The organism is Gilliamella sp. B14384G12, assembly GCF_016101825.1.
GTDB classification, from domain to species: Bacteria; Pseudomonadota; Gammaproteobacteria; order Enterobacterales; family Orbaceae; genus Gilliamella; species Gilliamella apicola_N.
In genome coordinates this window covers 51,387-73,086 of record NZ_JACFPU010000009.1, presented here as the reverse complement: position 1 = coordinate 73,086, position 21,700 = coordinate 51,387, and the positions used below count along the sequence as shown (strand labels likewise).

Below are 21,700 nucleotides of genomic sequence, written 5' to 3'. Positions count from 1 at the left end.
TTCATATGGGGTTTTCTCAAGCAATTAGTGGTATGAATGCCGCTTCAAAACAATTAGATGTTATTGGTAATAATATTGCCAATTCTGCAACAGTTGGCTTTAAAAGTGCCAGTATCTCATTTGCTGATATCTATGCTGGCTCAAAAGTTGGAATGGGCGTTAAAGTTGCATCGGTTCTGCAAAATTTTAATGATGGCACGACAACCTCAACCAATAATAGTTTAGATGTTGCCATTTCCGGTAATGGATTTTTTCGATTAGTCGATAGCAGCGGTCAAATCTATTATACCCGTAATGGTCAGTTCCAATTAGATGCTGAGCGTAATATTGTATCTGCCGATGGATTGAAATTAACGGGCTATTTAGCAACAGGTACGCCACCACAAATCCAACAAGGTGCGGCACCGGGACCATTAAAAATTTCGCAAGAGATGTTAAATGCATCAGCAACCAGTAAGGCTTCTTTGCAAACGAATTTAAATTCAAATAGTAAAGTCCCAGAAAAACAACCGATTAATGCAACCGATGCGGATACATTTAATTATTCAACCACCATTACAACTTATGATTCCTTAGGTAATCAACGTAATGTTCAGCTTTTCTATGTTAAAACCGCAGATAACCAATGGGATGTTCATTATCTTGATAGCAGCGATCCTAATGCAACTCTTCAGACATTAGGAAAAATGGAATTTGACTCATCTGGCAAATTAATCAGTGATCCAGAAATGACGATCAATCTTAATGGTCTAAATGGTTCAGCGGATAATACTTTTACATTGTCATTAGCAAGCAGTACTCAACAAAATATGGGTAAAGAACTCGGTAGTGTTAAAACGCCTATCGTTGATGGTTATGCGGCAGGTGATTTAGTTGGCTATAGTATTAATGATGATGGCACAATTTATGGTATTTATTCTAACCAACAAACCATGTTATTAGGTCAAATTGCCATGGCTGATTTTGCTAATGTCAATGGATTAGAATCAGCGGGCAATAATAACTGGCGATCAACGCTTAATTCTGGAGCAGAAGTATTAGGTTCCGCCAATAGTGGGACGTTTGGTTCACTAGCCAGTGGTGCGGTTGAATCGTCTAATGTTGATATGAGTCAAGAACTGGTCAATATGATTGTGGCTCAACGTAATTATCAATCGAATTCACAAACCATTAAAACTCAAGACCAAATACTTAATACATTGGTTAATTTGCGTTAGTTTAAGGATTATTTATGGATCGGGTTATTTATACTGCAATGTCGGGCGCAAGCCAAACTCTTAATCAGCAGGCGGTTACCTCACATAATCTGGCAAATGTATCAACGGTGGGATTTCGTGCTCAATTAACTGCAATGAAAGCCGTGCCAATAGTTGGCAATGATATGCCGACACGAACGATGGTTGCTGCAACCACACCAACCTACGATTCAACAATGGGGGCATTTAATTATACAGGGCGAAACTTAGATGTCGCCCTATCTCAAGACGATTGGCTTGCTGTTCAGTTAGCCGATGGTCGTGAGGGTTATACCCGTAATGGTGCAATTGAGATTGATGAAAACGGGGGGCTTTATATTCAAGGCCATCCATTAATAGGTGATAATGGTGTTTTAACCGTACCACAACAATCTCAAGTGAGTATTAGTAGTGATGGTACAGTTTCTGCTTTAGGTGCAGGTAATAAACCGACCACGATAGCTCAAGTCGGTAAAATAAAAAAAGTCCATCTTTTGCCACAAGAAATTGAGCGTGGCGATGATGGTTTTTTTCATTTAACGCAAGCAACACAAAATGAGCGTGGCGCAGTAATGCCAGATAATCCAAAAGCCCAATTAATGTCAGGGGTATTAGAAGGCAGTAATGTGAATCCTGTTACCGCTATGGTGGATTTAATCTCTCATGCTCGCCAATTTGAAATGCAAATGAAAGAAATCACGACTGCTGATGAAAATGCTCAAAAAGCCAATCAAATTTTATCACTTACATAGGAAGGAATAGCAATGATTAAATCATTATGGATTGCTAAAACGGGATTAACCGCCCAACAGATGAATATGGATATTATCTCTAACAATTTAGCCAACGTGAGTACCAGTGGTTTTAAACGTCAGAGAGCGGTATTTGAAGATCTACTTTATCAAACTGTTCGCCAACCAGGAGCGCAATCATCTGAGCAAACAACATTACCCTCTGGTTTGCAAATTGGTACGGGCGTTCGTCCTGTTGCAACCGAACGTATTCATAGCCAAGGTAATTTAGAAGCAACGGATAATAGCAGTGATGTGGCCATTAATGGACAAGGTTTTTTCCAAGTTTTATTACCTGATGGTACTCAAGCTTATACGCGTAATGGTGCGTTTCAAGTCAATCAAAATGGTCAATTGGTTACCGCAGCAGGTTATGAAATTCAGCCTACTATCAACATTCCATCCAATGCTATCAAAATGACAGTTGCACGCGATGGTGTGGTCAATGTGACATTAGCCAACCAATCAACACAAGTACAAGTTGGGCAGTTAACCTTACATACGTTTATTAACGATACTGGTCTAGAAAGTATGGGTGAAAATCTGTATTTAGAAACCGAAAGTTCAGGTGCACCAACGGAAAACACTCCAGGACTAAATGGAGCTGGTTTGCTGTATCAAGGTTATACCGAAACGTCTAACGTTAATGTTGCAGAAGAGTTAGTTAATATGATTCAAGTACAACGTGCTTACGAAATTAACAGTAAAGCCATTTCTGCATCGGACCAAATGCTACAACGTTTAAACCAACTTTAAAGATAATAACATGATAAATATAGTGAAATATCTTTATATTCTCATGGCGTTTTTTCTTTTAAGTTGTGCACAGTTGCCTAAAAAAGCATTGGTTGAGGGTGAAACCAGCATCGTGCCAAAAATGCCTGATATCGTCAATACCAGCGGTTCGATCTATCAGGCAGCCCAACCGACTAGTTTTGGTTATCAACCGATGTTTGAAGATCGTCGTCCACGCAACATTGGTGATGTATTAACAATTGTCTTACAAGAAAATGTTAGCGCCAGCAAAAGCTCATCAGTTAATGCCGGTCGTAATGGTGCGTTAAATGTCGGGGTAAAGACCGTTCCTCACTTTTTAGATGGACTTGTTGGTCGAGGTAAAGCCGATACAGATATCTCGGGCAGTAATGACTTTAAAGGATCAGGCGGTGCGAATGCTAAAAATACCTTTAGCGGCACAATCACTGTTACTGTGCAAAACGTCATGATTAATGGCAACTTGAAAGTTATTGGAGAGAAACAGATTGCGATTAATCAAGGCACCGAATTCATAAGGTTTTCTGGTGTAGTGAATCCAAGAACCATCAGTGGTAATAATACTGTTATTTCAACACAAGTTGCGGATGCCCGTATTGAATATGTCGGTAATGGCTACATAGATGAAGCGCAAACTATGGGCTGGTTACAGCGCCTATTTTTAAATTTTTCACCATTTTAATGAGTATCATTATGCTAAATAAGTTACGCATTTTTATCAATTTTATCGGTATGACTTTATTGATCACTCCAGTTTGTTACGCTGAACCTATTCGTGATCTTGTTACTATTCAAGGGGTAAGAGAAAACGCCTTAGTAGGCTATGGTATTGTGGTTGGACTTGATGGCACAGGCGATCAAACTTCACAAACGCCTTTCACTATTCAAAGTATCACGAATATGTTATCGCAATTGGGGATAACGGTGCCATCAGGCAGTAACATGCAATTAAAAAATGTGGCAGCAGTAATGGTGACCGCCAAATTACCTTCTTATGCACGAGTTGGGCAACAAATTGATGTTGTGGTGTCTTCTTTAGGGAATGCTAAAAGTTTGCGTGGCGGTACATTAATTATGACACCACTAAAAGGCACCGATAATCAAGTTTATGCTATTGCTCAAGGTAATTTATTTGTGGGTGGAATGGGAGCAAGTAGCAAGGGTTCAAGTGTCAGTGTTAATCAAACAGCAGGGGCGACCATTCCTAATGGTGCGACAATCGAACGTGAGCTTGCTATTCGTTTAGATGAACAAGATGTAATTCATTTACACCTTAATCAATTTGATTTTACCCGAGCCTTAAAAATATCTGAGGCAATTAATAAGTTACAAAAAAACACAGCAGTTGCGATGGACGGTACTACCGTCACGGTAACAATGCCTAAGGATAATCAGGCGCGCGTACAGTTATTGTCACGCATACAAAATCTTGAAATTGGTAATACACCCATTTCAGCTAAAGTGGTGTTAAATACACGTACTGGCGTTGTGGTGATGAATCAAAAAGTTAAATTAGACAATTGTGCTGTTGCTCATGGTAATTTATCGGTTGTAGTCAATAACAAATTAAAAGTGAGTCAACCTAATACGCCATTGACATCCGGAACAACTGTCGTTGTTCCGGATGAGGAAGTGAGCATTGAACAAGAGGGTGGTGCACTGCATAATTTGGCTTCAGGTACCGACTTAAACCGAGTTATTCATTCACTTAATTTATTGGGTGCAAATCCTACGGAGTTAATGTCCATACTTGAAGCATTAAAAACGGCAGGTTGTTTACACGCCGCACTGGAGACGATTTAAAACAGAATTATTAATATGAAAAATTTAGTTAATCAGTCCATTAACCGTTTTGCTTATGATTTTTCAAGCATTAACCAATTAAGACGTGATGCCGTTAGTGGTTCAAATGAAAGCATTAAACAAGTTGCGGATCAGTTTGAAACATTATTCGTTAATATGATGATGCAATCTATGCGCAAGGCCGTTCCGAATGGTGGTTTATTTAATCAATCTGCCATGCAACTTTTTACCTCTATGTTTGATCAGCAAATTGCTCAGCAAACATCAGGAAAAGGCCTTGGGCTTGCCAATATTATTGCCAAACAATTAACGAATCAGCCTCATTCTGCGGTTAATATTAATGCGCAATCTCAAGCAAATAATAATCAAACTAATCTGCAATTAGCACAATCTCTATTTAGTGGTAATTCATCAAATCTATCGCCAGCGGCATTAGGTCAATTGCTCTATCAGCAACATAAAGCCAATAATTTAACGAATGCTGACGTCAACCAATTATCATTACCCACTAATCATTCTGATCAAGATCATATTACGCAATTTGTGGTTGAATGGTTTGAACCAGCTAAAAAAGCTGCTAAAGCTTCAGGTATTCCTTATGAAGTTATTATTGCTCAAGCTGCATTAGAAACAGGATGGGGTAAAAAACAGATAAAAACAGCCGATAATCAGCCAAGTCATAACTATTTTGGTATCAAAGCGTCACCATCATGGAAAGACAGTTCTACTCGTTTAACAACACAAGAATTTTTAAATAACAATAGCGTTAAAATTCAAGATGATTTTAGAGTCTATAATAGTAAACAACATGCAATAACGGATTACCTTAATTTACTCACTAAAAATCCACGTTATCGTGCAGTGGTTAATGCGCCCGACGCAAGAACAGCCGCTAAAGCATTACAAGATGCTAATTATGCAACCGATCCGAACTATAGTGAAAAACTGATTCAAATTATCAATCGTATTGAGACAATTGCTAAAAGTATACCGCCTAAATCGCTATCGGGTTTTAGACAAATTGCTTTTAAATAGTATCGGAAAAAATTGATTTTAACTTAAAGAAATTAATGAGCAGGAGGCTTTTGCCTCCTGTTTTTTTATGTATATTGTTAACTATAATGTATTAACGTTTTTGTATAAATGAAGTTTTGTGACAATCCGCTATTTCATTTGAAATAACGACATGTTTTGCATATTCATAAAGGTATATTGTGCCGCTTGTAAATTTGCTTGTAACATCACATAGTCTGAAATAGCTTCATACCAATCTACATCTTCGATTTGACTAATTTGCATTTCAAAATCGATGTCCAAGGTCTTACCAAGGGCTGTTAATCTTTCGACCTCTGCCAGTACATTACCGCCCGATGATCTCACGGTTGATATGTTTTCAAACGAGTTATCGATTCCTTGGCTGGCTTTGGATAGCCCCTCTCTAAATTGCGCAATCGAATCAGGATCGTTGTCATCTAAATCAATTTGTAATGCTTCAAGCGCATAATCAATGCTGGCAAAAATATTACTTTCAACAGCATTATTGGCACCGGTCATAAAAATTTGCTCACCAGTAAAACTCATTGCTACTTCACGTGTTTCATCAATAAATATGTTAATGGTTGTTGAGCCACCGACATAATTAACTTTGCCATTTTCATCGACAACAAAAGGAGGCGTGTCATTTTTGTTACCCGCAAACAGATAATTCCCATTCGTGTCTTTGGCATTGGCTAAGGATATTAACTGATCTTTTAATCCTTGTAGTTTATTGGCTAAATCAACTCTGTTTTCATCGTTTAGCGTTTCATTACCTGCATAAACTAATGTTTCTTGAATCGATTGGATAACGGTATTTGCTTCTTTTAGTATGGTATCTTGGCGACTTAACGAGTTATTAGCACTTTCACGTGCAGCTTGAAACTGATTATTTCTTGATTGGGAATGTTTTAATATTAACGCTTGTGATGAACCCATTGGATCATCCGACGGCGATAAGATTTTTTTTCCGGTTGCTAAATGTAATCCTGATTTTTGCCATTTATTATTGGTATCTAAAATACTATTTAAATTTTTTTGATACATTGAATTAGTACTAACACGCATATTTTCATCCTTTTATCATTTAGCCAAACCTAAAATGGTGTCGAATATTGTCGTTGCAGCATCAATAATCTTTGCATTAGCTTGGTAATACTGCATGTAAACTTGCATTGAAATATATTCTTCTTCAATATTCACACCCGAGATCGATTGATTTTGCTCATAAATTTCTTGGGTAATATTTTGACTCGATTGCGCTGAAATTTTAGCGGTTTGTGTTTCACTTCCCACATAACTGACCAACGCGTTATAAGCACTATTTAAGGTTTTTGTACCGTTAATTAATTTTTCGTTTTGAATATCAAGTAATTTAGCAACATTACGGTTGTCACCATTACCATTTTCATCGTCATTAATGCCTGTTGCGAATTTATTCACATCTTTCACTAATAGCTGTAATGATGATGCTACATCGGCAACAGGTTTAAGTAAAAAGCTATCGCCTGCAACTGGATTGCCATCTATTTCAATAGATAATCCATCAAATAATAACTTACCATCTTCAACTTGTGGTGTAATTTGTTTACTATCTGATAATCTGGTTACGACCCAGTCACTACCATTGAACTCAATTTTATAATCAGACGCTTTTACATCTGTTACTTTGTTGTAATTGATTTTAGCCGTAGCATTACCTTGATTTTTGGTGTTAGCAATACTGCTAGGAGACTGATAATCAAATAATTTTTCACCAGCATCGCCATTAATATCAACACCTGACATATGTACTTCATTAAAACGCTCAGCTAAATTTAAGGCAATTAAACCGAGCTGATTGAGTGCTTCAAGGAGTGGTCCATCACGAAAATTTAATAATCCATTTAACCGGCCTGACGCAATATTTTGGCTTGTTAGTTCTTGAGTTGCGCCAGAATTATGCGTGTAAATAATCGTATTTAAAGCAGGATCATCTTTAGACGGTTGTACCGATAATTGAGTTGCCGAAGATCCTTGTACTAGACTTAAACCATTAGGAAGCGAAATATTATATTCTCCATTTTGTTCGGTAACCGTTATTCCGATCATTTCGCTTAATTCATTAACCAATTGATCTCGTTCATCAAGTAGTGCATTTGGTTCAAGTCCACCACTTACTGCCTGTAATCTTGCAATTTTTTGATTAAGGTCAGCAATTTGTTTTGTGTATGAGTTAATCGTATCAACGTTATTAACAATTTCAGTATTGATATTGGCAATCTGATTTTTTAAATTTAACTCTGTTTTATTGAATTTACTTACTAAAGAGCTGAGATCATTAATGACAGTCTGTTTCGAAGCAGCGTTACCTGCATTAGAGGAGAGTTTATTTAAACTAGTAAACAGATTATTTAATTGTGAAGAAATACTGTTTTCATTTTCAGCTAATAAATTATCGACTTTTGATAATTCGTTGTAATAAGCTTTTATCGAACCATTTTGTGACTGTGATTGGCGTAATTGCCCTACCACAAAACTATTATACGCTCGATTAACGGATGATACTGATACACCATTACCAACAAATCCATAATTATATTTAGTGCCATTTGCTTGCCGCAAAATTTGCTGCTGACGATTATAACCAACGGTATGTGCATTACTAATGTTATTACTTATCACATTAAGCATATTTTGTGCTGCATTTAATCCACTAATACCTGTATTCATCAATGAATTTGACATAATAGCTCCTAAATATAATTTCAGTTAATAACCAAATTATTAACTTAAAAGGTTATCTTTTATATCGGTCTAAAATCGTAAAACTTTAGTTATTTTTAGATAAAATTGGATTTTTTTAGATTTTAATTTTTTTAGCGTATACAATTAAATTGTTTTTATTGGTATTACTCTGATTTAATTGGTTTTGCTTGTTTTAAAAAATCTATTCCCGTCATCGTATTTTCATCTTCAATATATTGTTGTGCCGACTTATTCAAAATTAAAATACTAATACGACGATTAGCATCTTTGCTGTAATTTTTATTATTTAAACTAACTGTATCGGCAAGAGCAATAATGCGAATAATCTTGCCAGAATCTAATCCGCCAGCAATAAGTTCCCTTCTTGATGAATTAGCTCTATCAGCCGATAGCTCCCAGTTACTATACCCTCGATCACCCGTTACATATTGACGCTCATCGGTGTGACCAGATAATGTCATTTTGTTTGGCAAAGAATTTAAAATGGGTGCAAGTGCATGTAAAATGTGTTGCATGTCAGAATGAATAACGGCACTTCCTACTTCAAACATGGGGTTGTCATCCGTTGCTAGAATTTGAATCCGTAATCCCAATTCAGTTAATTCAATAATCAGGTTGGCCGCTAAATTTTTTAACCTCGGATCGATTTCAAACACTTCATAGATTTTTTGAGCTGTTTTTATAAGCTCTAATCTTTCAAGTTGTTTAGATTCAGATTCTGTTAGGCTTTGGTTTGGAAGCGTATTTGTTTCTTCACCTAAGTTTTTAATAACATCGTCACCACCACCTGGAATAGGACTTTCACTATCACTTAGGTTTTTACCGCCATTTTGCCCTAAAATAAGAGGTGTTCTAAAATATTCTGCAATACCTTGTAATTCTTGCGGACTCGCTTTGGAAATTAACCACATGACCAAAAAAAGTGCCATCATCGCTGTCATAAAGTCAGCATAAGCGATTTTCCACGAACCACCATGGTGACTACCACCATGTCCGGATTTTTTCTTAGTGATTATTCTTACAGAGTTCTCTTTCATTATTTATTATTTTCATTTGAGTTGGCATTTTTATCTTTTACGTCTTGGATATATTTTTCTAATTCAAAGAAAGATGGTCTTTCATGAGAAAATAACGTTTTTCGTCCAAATTCAATGCAAATTTGCGGAGCATAGTCGTGCATACTTGCAATCAGTATGACTTTGGTACACTCCAGCGTTTTGATCACACCGGCGTTTCTTTGCTTTAATAACGCCGCTAGTGGTGAGACAAATCCATAAGCAAGCAAAATACCTAGAAAAGTTCCTACCATGGCATGTGCAATAAGTTCTCCCAATTCGCTCGCAGGTCTGTCGGCTTGTGCTAACGTATTGATAACCCCCATAACCGCAGCCACAATACCAAAAGCAGGTAATCCATCTCCAACAGCTGAAATTGCATCCGCAGGTTTTTCTAATTCGTGAATATAAGTCTCAATCTCCTCATTCATCAGTGCTTCAATTTCAAATACATTCATGTTGCCACTAATCATTAATCGCAAATAATCAGTGATAAAGTCGCAGATTTGAGGATTGGCTAAAATAAGCGGATATTTTTTAAATAATTCACTTTCTTTTGGATTATCAATATCAGATTCAATAGATAATGTACCATTTTGTCGAATTTGGGTAAGAATGGTGTACATTAAATTAATCAGTGTTAGATAAAGTGTTTTATTATATTTGGATGATTTAAACAATTGACCTAATGCTTTAAGTGTCGATTTAATTACTTTCTTTTCATTGCTGACAATAAAAGCCCCGATTGCTGTTCCTCCAATAATTAGAAACTCTAATGGTTGAAAAAGAACTGCTAAATAACCACCACTTAAAACATAACCAAGTAGTGCAGAAGCGATAACAACAATATAACCTATAATTATTAGCATTGGATTTCCTTTTTCTCCATAATTTATGTTTCTACTATTAATTTCAAACTGTCATTTTTCTAGCAATTGCTGAATTAAAACCACTAGGTATTGATAGTACCTGCAAACACTTTTCATGGTTTTCTTTAGGGGTTTTATTATTCTTTTCCGCTCTTGATGGTGGCTGACATAAACTGCAAATAAAACTGTTGTATGGCTGGTAAGCATGGGTGATAAATCGTCCATGACACTCTTTACAACAGGATTGTTGCATGACATTACTTTCAACAAATTTGACTAAAATCCAAGCACGAGTTATTCCTAAGACGGGTTTGTTTTCATGTGAGAATGAACATTGTTCTAAATAAAGTTGGTAGGCTTTTAAAATTGTTTGAATACCGGGCTTTGTGCCATGTTTCACCAAAAAACGGTAAGCATTGTAAAATATACTAGAGTGAATATTGGGTTCCCAAGTCATAAACCATGTAGTGGAGAACGGTAATAAACCTTTAGGAGGAGGACAGCCTTGAATTTCTTTATACAGTTTTATTAGTTTACCTCGACTTAAATTTGTTTCACTTTCTAGCATTTGAATTCTTGCACCAAGTGAAATTAATCGGGTAGCTAATTGAACTTCCTTATATTTTTGAATGATACTTGTATCTTTCATCCTGATTCCTTTCCACTACTTATTTAATGAATCTAAAAGTAAACTTGATAAAAGTATGCCCGTATGCATTTGTTTTATATCACTTATGCGCGAGTCTTCTGTGAGTTTCTTCATCATTTCTGCGTTTTCAAATCGCAATTGAAATGTTAATTGATTGGTTTCGGATAAAACTAACATTTGCGACGTATTTAAACTGCTGAGTATATCGGCTGTTTCTTCATCAATACCTAATCGATACATTGCCATCGCTTTATCTTTTTCAAGCATCTTTTGACTTAACAAGAGTGTTGAAAGATTCAAGTGGTGTATAGATTTCAAAATATCATCATCTAATATATTTCCCAATTTAATCACCCATCCATATTTATATCCGTATAAAAAAACGAATAATTGATAAAATAAAACAACAATAATTTTTTTATACTTAAAATTACATTTTTAAATGAAAAACGTCAATAAAAAAATCATATCAATTTATTTTCGAATTATTTTTCTGCGCTTTTCTCTTTTAATTCTGTTTTTATAAGGTAATCTTACTTTGTATTCGTTTAATTGCTTGACTATGTAACTGACTTACACGAGACTCACTAATATTCATCACGTTACCAATCTCTTTTAAATTCAGCTCTTCTTGATAATAAAGTGCTAAAACCATTTTTTCTTTTTCAGGTAATTTATCAATCTGTTGAATCATAATATTGCGAATTTCATCATTAATGATTGAAGAAAAAGGGTTATTATCAGAGCCTGATTCAATTAATGTGTCGATGTTATCGCCTAATTTTTTTTGTATTTCATCATAGGAAAATATCTGACTGTAATTTGAATCTAATAATACTTTGTGATATTCAGTAATCGATAATTGCAAATATTCCGCTATCTGATGGTCATTAGGAGGTACACCTAGTTTTTTTTCTAACTCATTAATTGCATTTGTCACATCTTTAATTTTTTTCCGCGTTTGTCTTGGTAACCAATCTCGACTACGCAGTTCATCTAGCATAGCGCCTTTTATTCTAGGAATGGCAAATGTGGTAAAAGAATAACCTTGGGAAGCATCATACCGCTTTATGGTCTCTAGCAAACCGATATAACCGACTTGTAATAAGTCATCAAGTTCAATTGTGGTTGGCAAACGAACCGCTAATTTAAGTGCTTCATTACGAACTAAATAGATATACTGTTGCCAATCAATTTGATTCACTATACCTTGAGAGTTATACAGGCTATCACTCATTTTCTGAACCAATATAAAAAAATGCTAACGAATATTATCACGCTAATTGATTGAATTAATGGCTAGAATAAGATGAAAAAAATAGGTAATTAACTTTTTTAACAATAATGGTATTAAAAAATACCATTATTGCTACAGTACAAATTAGAGTGACCATAAATTCTAATTGTATACTCTATTGTAGTAGAGAAAGTACAGATTGAGGTACTTGATTTGCTTGTGCTAATACTGAAGTACCTGCTTGTTGTAAGATTTGACCGCGAGTCATATTAGATACTTCTTCCGCGTAATCTGCATCTTCAATACGGCTGCGTGCTGAACTTAGGTTATTTACAGTATTGTTGATGTTATTTACAGTTGACTCAAAACGATTTTGTACCGCACCAAGCTCACCACGTAATTCATCAATTGTTGATAATGCCGCATCAATTGTTTTTAATGGATCAGCAGTTGGCGCATCTGATACATTGAAACCATTTAAACCTAATTTTTCACTGTCAATTTGTTTCAAGTTGATAGCAATGATTTCACCATCATTTGCACCTACTTGAATGTTAAGCGTTTTATCTTCAGATAATACTTTAGTACCATTAAAGTCAGTTTGTGCAGATACACGGTCGATCTCTTGTAAACGTTGATCGATTTCATTTTGAATTGATGCAAGATCGCTTTCAGAGTTAGTACCGTTTGCTGCTTGAACAGTTAGCTCACGAATACGTTGTACGTTATTGTTGATTTCGTTTAATGCACCTTCAGTTGTTTGTGCAATTGAGATACCGTCATTTGCATTACGTGCTGCTTGAGTTAAACCACGAATACTTGAAGAAAAACGGTTAGCAATTGCTTGACCTGCAGCATCATCTTTAGCACTGTTGATACGCATACCAGATGATAAACGCTCAATTGCAGTTCCAAGAACGCTTTGAGAATGATTTAGATTATTTCTTGCCATTAAAGACATACTATTGGTATTAATTACCTGTGCCATTTTTATCTCCTTTAATATAATAAGTTTGATCAACACGATATTGAAGAGAGTTATTCAATATGTTTGCTGATACTTTAGTTATCGGTTTTAAAAAAAGAAACTTTAGTATTTTTTTCCACGAATATTGGTTTTAAAAAAATTTTTTTAAAAATAAATGATATTATTTTTATTTTTCAATTAGTTATGTAAATATTGTTTTTATAAAATATATCCTACTGCATTAAACAATCTCAGATTGTTACTTTTAACCTGTGAATTTATTCTCAATACTAAACTTTTTATTACATTGGTCGATAAAACAAGTGATGAAAGAATTTATATTAGGATAATTAATCATGGCAATGAGTATTTTAGGAATTGGTTCTGGTATTGATTTAAATGAAGTATTAGATCAATTAGAAGCCGTTGAAAAAAATCGTCTTACCCCAATAAAAGCGCAGCAAAAAGCAATAAATAATAAGATTAGTGGTTTTGGCAAGTTAAAAAGTGCGTTATCCACATTTAATAATGCGACAGCCAAATTGCAAAAAAAAGAAATTTTTCATGGTCGTACCGTATCAGGTAATGACAATTATTTTACGACTAATGTCAGAAGTAATGCTCAATTAGGTAATTACTCCGTTAGTGTTGAACAACTTGCTCGTGCACATAGCGTTGCAACTAATGCGGTAAACGATAAAAATGCAGCGCTCGGCAATGATAATGAAACTCGAACACTTACCATTGAACAAGCCAATGGCCAAAAGTTAAATGTTACTTTATCCAAAGATGAGACGTCGTTAGAGTCGATTGCCAATGCGATCAATCAAGCAAAAGTGGTTAATGAAGATGGTTCAACCAGTGAATCAACCGTAAATGCAACCATTGTGCGTTCAGGAAAGGATAGTTATCAGTTAGTTATTACATCAAAAGAAACCGGTGAGCAACAAACCATTACTTCTGTTTCATCCGATGATGATAAGCTTAATTCACTCATTGGCTTTGATATTAATCAAGCTGATTCATCGGCAATGAGTGAAGTCGCTAAAGCGCAAGATGCCAAATTTAGTTTCAATGGTATTACAGTTAATAGTGCATCAAATACTGTTAAAGATGTTATTCCGGGTGTTGATATCACGTTAAAAGCGGTCACAACCACCTCACAAAATTTAACTATCGCGGCGGATAATGAAAAAACGCAAGAGGCACTTAAAGAGTGGGTGGATGCATTCAATCAATTGCAATCAACCATATCAACTTTAACGCAATTTACTGCCAGCGATGCCAATTCAGATGAATTAAATAGTAATAATGGACCACTGATTGGAGATTCCACACTACGTAATATTGATCAAAGTATTCGCTCTATATTTTCGAAAGGTCAAGCAGGTGAATTATCGGTACTATCACAAATTGGTATCAATATGGATAGCAACGGCAAGTTGGTGATTAAAGAAAACGAATTGGAAAAAGCCCTTAAAGAAAACAGTGAAGCAGTAGCCATTTTATTTACAGGCGATGGTGAAACAACAGGCATTGCTAACGAAGTGTTTGCCAAAGTTAGTAGCTTTATTGATAGTGATGGCATGATTGATACTGCAACGAATGGTTTAAATTCAACGTTAAAATCATTAGATAAACGTTATGATCAAGTTAATAACTCCATTGACCAAACGATCGAGCGTTATCGGGTGCAATTTACCAAACTAGATATATTAATCAATCAATTAAATGGTATGAGTAATTACCTTACTACCCAATTTGAAATGATGGCGAATTTAAAAAAATAAGGCATAACAATGTATAAAATGGGATCTCAAGCTTATAAACAAGTTAATTTAGAAACCAGTGTCAGTCAGGCATCACCACATCAGCTTATTGTTTTGTTATTTGACGGTGCGCTTAATGCTATTCGACTCGCTGATTTATATATACAGAAAGGTGATATTGCAGGTAAAGGAAAAGCCATTTCCAAAGCAATTAATATCATTGATAATGGGCTTAAAAGTTGTCTTAATTTAGAGCAGGGTGGTGAAATTGCCGAAAACTTAGATCAGCTTTATCACTACATTAGCCAGCAATTGGTTTTAGCTAACTTACATAATGATAGGGAAAAACTGCAAACCTGTTTTGATTTGCTTGATAATATTGCTCAAGCTTGGCGAGAGATAGCATAGTGGGAGTATTGGCTTTGAATACTAATTTATTATTAGAACAATATGAGCAACTTAATTATATTGTTGGACAAATGCTAATTGATAGTCAAAAAGAAGATTGGGAATCTTTAATCAGTTGGCAAGCCAAATATCATCAATTAACGGAGGATGTTAAACTAAATGAAGGTTTGCCTGTTATTGAAAATATGTCTACACAACAGCAAGATATTATGAAAATGTATTTCAACAATATCATTAGCACTCATCAGCAATTAGTCCAATTAATGCATGTGCGGCGTAGTGAACTGAGCAAGCTTATTGGCGAACAAGTTGATTATCAAACTAAAATAGGCAGTTATCAAAAAGTTGCCAACCTAGTATAAGTAACTAAATACCCTTGACCTTATTTATTAAGTTAGTAATTAACTAAACGTAATTGAGGAAAAGGGTTTTTAACATATAAAAAGCACCTTTCCTCAAACTTTTTATTGATTAATTTTACATCTTTAAAGCATACACTGTGCTTGCAATGGCGACTCCCTCATTTCGCAATAACGTGCACCTTTTGCATCAAGCACTGGATAACTTCTGGGGTTGCTATAGGTATATTCACAAACGAATAAATTTCCTAAAGGATCATTAGGATTGATTGTCTATTTTAGATCTCCATTTTCAAAATCTTCAGACCTTAGTTCTGTTTATAAACATATCTTGCCAATAAATAAACACGCGTTATAAAGTTTATAAGTGGTATTGCCCGTTGAAAAGATTGCCGGGAAACTGATCACCTGAGTCTTAACTTGATCCAGACTATTTATTAATGTAAAACTAAATGGCAAACTTTACCATGCCGATTGTATGTAATAACTTGCATGGTGTTAAAAATTAATAATCTTAATTTTTTCAAATAATAAAAATTTAAAAGGAGAGCGATTGATTAGTCGTTGTTGCAACAATAGTGGTGAGGTTAAGCCAATTTACTATAAAAATTGGCAGTTAATTAATCATATTTTTTAAACCAAAATACCATCATCTAGTAGATGATTAGCTATCCGATAATGGTTTAAACATTCATATTCATGATTTCTTGATATGCTGAAACTAATTTATTTCGAACTTGAATACCAAATTGTAACGAAACTGAAGATTTTTGCATATTAACCATTACTTCATTTAGAGAAACATTTGGTTCTCCCATTTCAAACGCTTTAGCTGAATGATTGGCTTGTATTTGTAATTGGCTAATGTTATCCAATGCGGTTTTTAACTCATTGATAAAGTTATTCTCATCGGTTAATTGAGGCTTTGTGGCATAGGGTGCATTTAAATTTGTAAGTTCATTTGTATTTAATGTATTGATCGTTGTCATAACGGCTTGGTAATTTTCATTTTGTCACTTTACTGTGCAATTTATCATACAAGGCAAAAACTAAATGGCATAAGTAAGGGGAAAATGCTGTGTTTTTTTAGCTATTGATTTTTATTAATACAAAGATAATAGAGCCTAGAATTAATCTAATCAGCTTAGCATTAGGATTTTTATGGCTAGCCAAACAGTCGACGGTAAAGGTGAATCAATATTAAATAAATTACCTTTTATTAACCAAATAAAACACAATGCCAAAATGGCAGGGTCAATTGCAGCTGTTATTGCTATTGCTATTATCAGTATCATCTATTTATGGGTTAAAGATGACTCTTATAGTGTTTTATTTAGTAATTTAAATGATAAAGATGGTGGCGAGATTATCAGCCAGCTCGATAAGATGAATATCCCCTATAAATTTTCATCGTCGGGATCGACCATCTTAATTCCTGAAGATAAAGTTTATGATACGCGTTTGCGTATTGCTCAACAAGGATTGCCTAAAGGTGGTGCTGTTGGCTTTGAATTACTCGATAAAGAAAGTTTTGGTATGAGTCAATTCAATGAACAGGTTAATTACCAACGTGCTTTGGAGGGCGAATTATCCAGAACAATATCAATTATAAGTAGCATTAATGATGCTAGAGTGCATTTGGCGATGCCTAAACCATCATTATTTGTCCGAGAACGAAAGTTTCCTTCCGCATCTGTGGCATTAACGTTATTACCTGGTCGCAGTCTATCACAAGGGCAAATTGATGCCATTATTCATTTAATTTCAAGTAGTGTACCCGAATTACAGGCCGATAAAGTTACGATTATTGATCAACATGGTCATCTATTAACCGGTGAAAATTATCGTGACCGAAATGCCAATGTGGCGCAATTAGAATTTAGTGAACGCATTGAAAACAGTGTTCGTGAGCGCGTTGAAAAAATTATTATCCCTATTTTGGGTAAAAATAATGTTCGGGTGCAAGTGAATGCTGAGGTTGATTTTAGCCGACAAGAATCGACTTCAGAAATTTATGATCCTAACAGTGATATTGCCAAGCAAACTATTCGCAGTAAACAGTTAACGGAAAATCGGCAATCAATTAATAGTTATGGCATAGGTGGTGTGCCAGGTGCGTTATCTAATCAACCTGTACCTACATCAAGTGCCCCTATTGATGAAGACAAGGAATCCAACGATATTGCCGATAAGCAGCAGCCGAGCAACTGGCAATCCAATAATACTTTAAATTATGAAGTGAATCGGCAAGTTGTACACAGCAAAATACCTGAAGGGCGCATTAAACGTTTATCGGTTGCAGTACTAGTTAACTATAAGCTTGTGACCAATGAATCAGAGAATAATGAGACAAATGAGAGTGATGATGAAAATAAATTATCACTTCCAACCGAACAATGGGTAAAACTTGATAGTAATGAATTAAACGACATTGAATTATTAGCTCGTCAAGCGATGGGTTTTTCCCAATTACGTGGTGATAGTTTGACTGTTGCCAATTTAAAATTTACAGATCAAGAGTTTGATGAAGAGAGTGGTATCGCGTTTTGGAAAACGTCTGAATTTTATGATTCTATCAAAACAGGCGGTAAATATTTAATCTATATTTTAATCATTTGGATTATCTGGCGAAAAGTATTGCGTTCAGTATGGCTGAAACTACAAAGACATTTCTTAAGTGTTAATAATAAATCGACGGATGCTCAAGCAACGCTAGATGAGAAATTAGATTATAAAGCGCACAGTAAACAGCAGCAGAAAATGTTTGAAGATAATATGCAACAACAACAATATATTAGAAAAATTGTCGAGAAAGAGCCTCGGGTAATGGCATTAATTATTCGTGGTTGGATGAATAAGAGGGACACAGAATAATGAATTTAAGTGAAACTCAAAAAGCCGCTACAGTAATGATGGTATTGGGTGAAGATCTTGCTGCCAAAGTGATGCAATATCTTAACCCTAAAGAAGTACAACATATCAGTAGTGCAATGATGTCTTTACCACAGCTTTCGCAAGAGCAATTGAAAAGTATTCTTAATGAATGTCAATTTACACTTGAAAATTGTGCCGTTTTAACTACCGATGCCGATGGTTATTTACGTTCAGTACTCGAAAAATCCATTGGTAGTGAAAAAACCGAACGTTTACTTGATGAGTTGTTAGAAACTGATCGAGAAGAAGCCACCGATGGTCTTGAAATGCTTAATTTTGTTGATGCTGCACGAGCAGTTGATCTGGTTAAAAAAGAGCACCCACAAATTATTGCTACTATTTTAATTCATCTGAATCGGGATTTAGCTGCTGAAGTTTTAAATCTGTTTGATGACGAATTACGTAATGATGTCATGTTACGTATTGCAACTTTTGGAGGTGTCGAACCATCAGCGCTACAAGTTTTATCGACATCATTATCTACATTATTACATGGTCAAAATCTTAAACTGAATAATATGGGTGGCATTCGTACCGCAGCAGAAATTATTAACTTAATGAAATCTCATCAAGAAGAGCTTGTTATCAATGCGTTACGTGATTATGACCACGAACTTGCTCAAAAAATTATTGATGAAATGTTCTTATTTGAAAATCTCATTGAAGTTGATGACAGAAGTATCCAACGTCTACTTAGAGATGTTGATAATGAAACATTAATTATTGCTTTGAAAGGCGCATCAGTCGCATTACGTGATAAGTTATTAAGTAATATGTCACAACGTGCCGCCTCTATTTTACGTGAAGATCTGGAAAACAGACCTCCTGTGCGCCTATCGCAAGTTGAAACTGAACAGAAGAAAATTTTGGTTATTGCGCGTCGCTTAGCGGAAAGTGGTGAAGTTATCTTGAGTCGTGGTGATGATGAGTATGTATAATCAATCCCGTAGATTGAACTGGAAACCACTTATTTTTCAGGATTTAACTTCGGCAACGTTATCACAACTCAGTACCAACGACAGTACCCAAGAAAGTGAAATTTGCCAGCCTGAACAGGAATTAGAGTTAATTGAATCGAATAAAGAACCTGATGTTGACCAAGAAACACTTGAGCAGTTAAAGCAAGAAGTTAAAGCACAAGCTTATCAAGAAGGGTTCACATTAGGTCAAACGGAAGGTTTTGATGTGGGTAAACACTCTGGTTATGAACAGGGATTTGCGCTTGGACAGCAAGAAGGACGTCAACAGATAGAGCAGCAACTTAGCGATGAAAAGTTAAAAGCAGTAGAGAACATCACTGATTTAATACGCAATTTTCAGCAGTCAATTAATGATATTGATGAGTTAATCGTCCCCAAATTAATTGATTTAGCATTGGTTGCTGCACAAAAAACCGTTGGCACTCTTTCTAAAGTCAAACAAAAGCAGCTGGTCTTTACGATACAAATGCTTATTGAACAGTGTTCGATGTTATCCGAACCGATTTTATTGCATCTTAACCCTGATGATCTGTTGTGGTTAGAGCCAATAATAAGTGAAGAAATTAAACAATACCATTGGCAATTTATCGCCGATCCTAATATTGAAAGTGGTGGCTGTAAAATTTTTACAGATACCAATGAAATTGATACCAATGTTGACAATCATTGGCAAATTATGTCCGATTGTTTACATGAAAGGTGAGCATTAATATGACTTACTCATCGCAATGGATCAACAAAATTAGCCAAGCTACGCAGAAACTTCAATCTTTATCCTTAATTCGCCAATATGGACGATTAGTCAAAGCATCGGGATTAGTGCTTGAAGCTGTGGGGTTAAAATTACCATTAGGTTCAAACTGTTTTGTTGAGCGACAATCTAATGGTCAACTTGATGCGGTCGAGTGTGAAGTGGTTGGATTCAATGGGCAAACTTTATTTTTGATGCCATTTGAGGCAACCGATGGCATTTTATTAGGTGCTCGAGTTTATACTTTACAATATGATTTAGCGCATTTTAGCCATAAATTATTACCCGTCGGTATGGCGTTATTAGGTCGAGTCGTTGATGCCATGGGTAAACCGTTAGATGGTAAGCCACTACCAGAACATGTTGAATATGCTGGTTTAGTCAATAAAACACTCAATCCTTTAAATCGCACCCCGATTCATCAAGTTCTGGATGTTGGGGTCAGAGCCATCAACGCATTATTAACTGTCGGACAAGGCCAACGAATGGGGCTATTTGCTGGCTCGGGTGTCGGTAAGAGTGTTTTACTCGGTATGATGGCTCGTTATACACAAGCCGATATTATTGTAGTGGGCTTGATTGGTGAACGTGGACGAGAAGTTAAAGATTTTATCGAAAATATTTTAGGTGAAGAGGGTTTAGCCCGTGCTGTTGTGGTCGCTGCACCAGCCGATGTATCACCATTATTACGTTTGCAAGGCGCTGCCTATGCAACAAGAATTGCTGAAAGTTTTCGCGATCAGGGTTTTAATGTTTTATTAATCATGGATTCTTTGACTCGCTACGCTATGGCGCAACGAGAAATTGCCTTAGCAATCGGTGAACCACCAGCCACCAAAGGATATCCACCTTCTGTATTTGCAAAATTACCGGCTCTTGTTGAAAGGGCAGGCAATGACGAACATGGTAAAGGGGCCATTACTGCTTTTTATACGGTTTTAACCGAAGGCGATGATCAACAAGATCCGATAGCTGATTCGGCTAGGGCAATATTAGATGGGCATATTGTTTTGTCGCGTGCGCTTGCTGAGTCAGGCCACTATCCCGCTATTGATATTGAAGCATCCATTAGTCGAGTAATGACCGAACTTACCGCTACTGAAGATGAAAAGAAATCACGCTTATTTAAACAGCTATTTTCCAGTTTTCAACGTAATCGCGATTTAATTAATGTTGGCGCCTATGTGGCAGGTACTGATCCTTTGCTAGATAAGGCGATAAATTTATATCCAGCCATGCAAAAATTTTTGCAACAAGGTATTTACGAACATTGTGGATATGAAGAGGCGTGCCAACAATTAGCCGCGATTGTGAGTCAACATTAATCGGTTAGGAA

22 protein-coding genes are annotated in these 21,700 nt (G+C 35.7%); 13 read left to right on the top strand and 9 right to left on the bottom strand.

From position 1 onward, the window contains the following. The first annotated feature begins 5 nt into the window (after positions 1–5). Genes flgE through flgJ form a run of 6 tightly spaced genes read left to right on the top strand, consistent with a single transcriptional unit; the run spans position 6 to position 5,638 of the window. Positions 6–1,217: a flagellar hook protein FlgE gene (gene flgE, locus H3S73_RS09925; protein ID WP_086325979.1), complete on the top strand. Its 1,212-nt coding sequence runs from the start codon at positions 6–8 to the stop codon at positions 1,215–1,217. Positions 1,218–1,231: 14 nt separating this feature from the next. Beyond that, positions 1,232–1,987, top strand: a complete 756-nt coding sequence (locus H3S73_RS09920; RefSeq protein ID WP_039126478.1) for a flagellar basal body rod protein FlgF — start codon at positions 1,232–1,234, stop codon at positions 1,985–1,987. Positions 1,988–1,999: 12 nt separating this feature from the next. Further along, complete coding sequence (gene flgG, locus H3S73_RS09915; RefSeq protein WP_039126475.1) at positions 2,000–2,782, top strand: flagellar basal-body rod protein FlgG; 783 nt, start codon at positions 2,000–2,002, stop codon at positions 2,780–2,782. Between the two features lie 10 nt (positions 2,783–2,792). Then, positions 2,793–3,482, top strand: coding sequence for a flagellar basal body L-ring protein FlgH (locus H3S73_RS09910; RefSeq protein ID WP_039126472.1), 690 nt, complete (start codon positions 2,793–2,795; stop codon positions 3,480–3,482). An 11-nt stretch (positions 3,483–3,493) separates the two neighbouring features. Next, a complete protein-coding gene (locus tag H3S73_RS09905; RefSeq protein WP_198236499.1) occupies positions 3,494–4,603 on the top strand; it encodes a flagellar basal body P-ring protein FlgI in 1,110 nt (369 codons plus the stop codon). A gap of 15 nt (positions 4,604–4,618) precedes the next feature. Next, positions 4,619–5,638: a flagellar assembly peptidoglycan hydrolase FlgJ gene (gene flgJ / locus H3S73_RS09900; RefSeq protein ID WP_198236500.1), complete on the top strand. Its 1,020-nt coding sequence runs from the start codon at positions 4,619–4,621 to the stop codon at positions 5,636–5,638. Between the two features lie 129 nt (positions 5,639–5,767). On the opposite strand, the gene flgL is transcribed toward flgJ, so the two are convergent. From flgL to H3S73_RS09860, 8 genes are all read right to left on the bottom strand, one after another. After that, a complete protein-coding gene (gene flgL, locus H3S73_RS09895; RefSeq protein ID WP_198236501.1) occupies positions 5,768–6,706 on the bottom strand; it encodes a flagellar hook-associated protein FlgL in 939 nt (312 codons plus the stop codon). Between the two features lie 15 nt (positions 6,707–6,721). After that, the gene (flgK, locus tag H3S73_RS09890) at positions 6,722–8,365 is read right to left on the bottom strand and encodes a flagellar hook-associated protein FlgK (protein ID WP_198236502.1); all 1,644 of its coding nucleotides are present in this window, start codon (positions 8,363–8,365) and stop codon (positions 6,722–6,724) included. Between the two features lie 164 nt (positions 8,366–8,529). Further along, complete coding sequence (motB, locus tag H3S73_RS09885) at positions 8,530–9,423, bottom strand: flagellar motor protein MotB (protein ID WP_086325974.1); 894 nt, start codon at positions 9,421–9,423, stop codon at positions 8,530–8,532. Further along, positions 9,423–10,310, bottom strand: a complete 888-nt coding sequence (gene motA / locus H3S73_RS09880; RefSeq protein WP_198236503.1) for a flagellar motor stator protein MotA — start codon at positions 10,308–10,310, stop codon at positions 9,423–9,425. The genes motB and motA overlap by 1 nt, the downstream gene beginning before the upstream one ends. 43 nt (positions 10,311–10,353) lie before the next feature. After that, complete coding sequence (gene flhC / locus H3S73_RS09875) at positions 10,354–10,959, bottom strand: flagellar transcriptional regulator FlhC (protein ID WP_086325973.1); 606 nt, start codon at positions 10,957–10,959, stop codon at positions 10,354–10,356. Between the two features lie 15 nt (positions 10,960–10,974). Continuing rightward, on the bottom strand, positions 10,975–11,295 hold the full coding sequence (gene flhD / locus H3S73_RS09870) for a flagellar transcriptional regulator FlhD (protein ID WP_039126561.1): 321 nt from the start codon (positions 11,293–11,295) through the stop codon (positions 10,975–10,977). Positions 11,296–11,479: 184 nt separating this feature from the next. Continuing rightward, positions 11,480–12,196, bottom strand: coding sequence for an RNA polymerase sigma factor FliA (locus H3S73_RS09865; RefSeq protein ID WP_039126456.1), 717 nt, complete (start codon positions 12,194–12,196; stop codon positions 11,480–11,482). 175 nt (positions 12,197–12,371) lie between these two features. Further along, a complete protein-coding gene (locus tag H3S73_RS09860; protein ID WP_039126453.1) occupies positions 12,372–13,184 on the bottom strand; it encodes a flagellin in 813 nt (270 codons plus the stop codon). A gap of 335 nt (positions 13,185–13,519) precedes the next feature. On the opposite strand from H3S73_RS09860, the gene fliD reads away from it, so the two are divergent. From fliD to fliT, 3 genes are read left to right on the top strand one after another with little or no spacing between them, the layout of a single operon-like run. Then, positions 13,520–14,953 carry a flagellar filament capping protein FliD gene (gene fliD, locus H3S73_RS09855; RefSeq protein ID WP_086326419.1) on the top strand — a complete coding sequence of 478 codons (1,434 nt, stop codon included), beginning with the start codon at positions 13,520–13,522 and terminating at the stop codon, positions 14,951–14,953. A gap of 9 nt (positions 14,954–14,962) precedes the next feature. Further along, complete coding sequence (gene fliS, locus H3S73_RS09850) at positions 14,963–15,340, top strand: flagellar export chaperone FliS (protein WP_039126450.1); 378 nt, start codon at positions 14,963–14,965, stop codon at positions 15,338–15,340. 14 nt (positions 15,341–15,354) lie between these two features. After that, positions 15,355–15,702 (top strand): flagellar protein FliT, encoded by a 348-nt coding sequence (gene fliT, locus H3S73_RS09845; RefSeq protein WP_198236505.1) that lies wholly within the window; start codon positions 15,355–15,357, stop codon positions 15,700–15,702. Between the two features lie 680 nt (positions 15,703–16,382). Here the strand turns inward: fliT and fliE are convergent. Next, on the bottom strand, positions 16,383–16,688 hold the full coding sequence (gene fliE / locus H3S73_RS09840) for a flagellar hook-basal body complex protein FliE (RefSeq protein ID WP_039126446.1): 306 nt from the start codon (positions 16,686–16,688) through the stop codon (positions 16,383–16,385). Between the two features lie 172 nt (positions 16,689–16,860). On the opposite strand from fliE, the gene fliF reads away from it, so the two are divergent. From fliF to fliI, 4 genes are read left to right on the top strand one after another with little or no spacing between them, the layout of a single operon-like run. Continuing rightward, complete coding sequence (gene fliF / locus H3S73_RS09835; protein ID WP_198236506.1) at positions 16,861–18,573, top strand: flagellar basal-body MS-ring/collar protein FliF; 1,713 nt, start codon at positions 16,861–16,863, stop codon at positions 18,571–18,573. Then, entirely contained in the window at positions 18,573–19,571 is a 999-nt protein-coding gene (gene fliG / locus H3S73_RS09830; protein ID WP_039126443.1) for a flagellar motor switch protein FliG, read from the top strand. The genes fliF and fliG overlap by 1 nt, the downstream gene beginning before the upstream one ends. Then, positions 19,564–20,316 (top strand): flagellar assembly protein FliH, encoded by a 753-nt coding sequence (locus H3S73_RS09825; RefSeq protein ID WP_198236507.1) that lies wholly within the window; start codon positions 19,564–19,566, stop codon positions 20,314–20,316. The genes fliG and H3S73_RS09825 overlap by 8 nt, the downstream gene beginning before the upstream one ends. 8 nt (positions 20,317–20,324) lie before the next feature. Then, on the top strand, positions 20,325–21,689 hold the full coding sequence (fliI, locus tag H3S73_RS09820) for a flagellar protein export ATPase FliI (protein ID WP_198236508.1): 1,365 nt from the start codon (positions 20,325–20,327) through the stop codon (positions 21,687–21,689). The last annotated feature ends 11 nt before the right edge of the window (positions 21,690–21,700 follow it).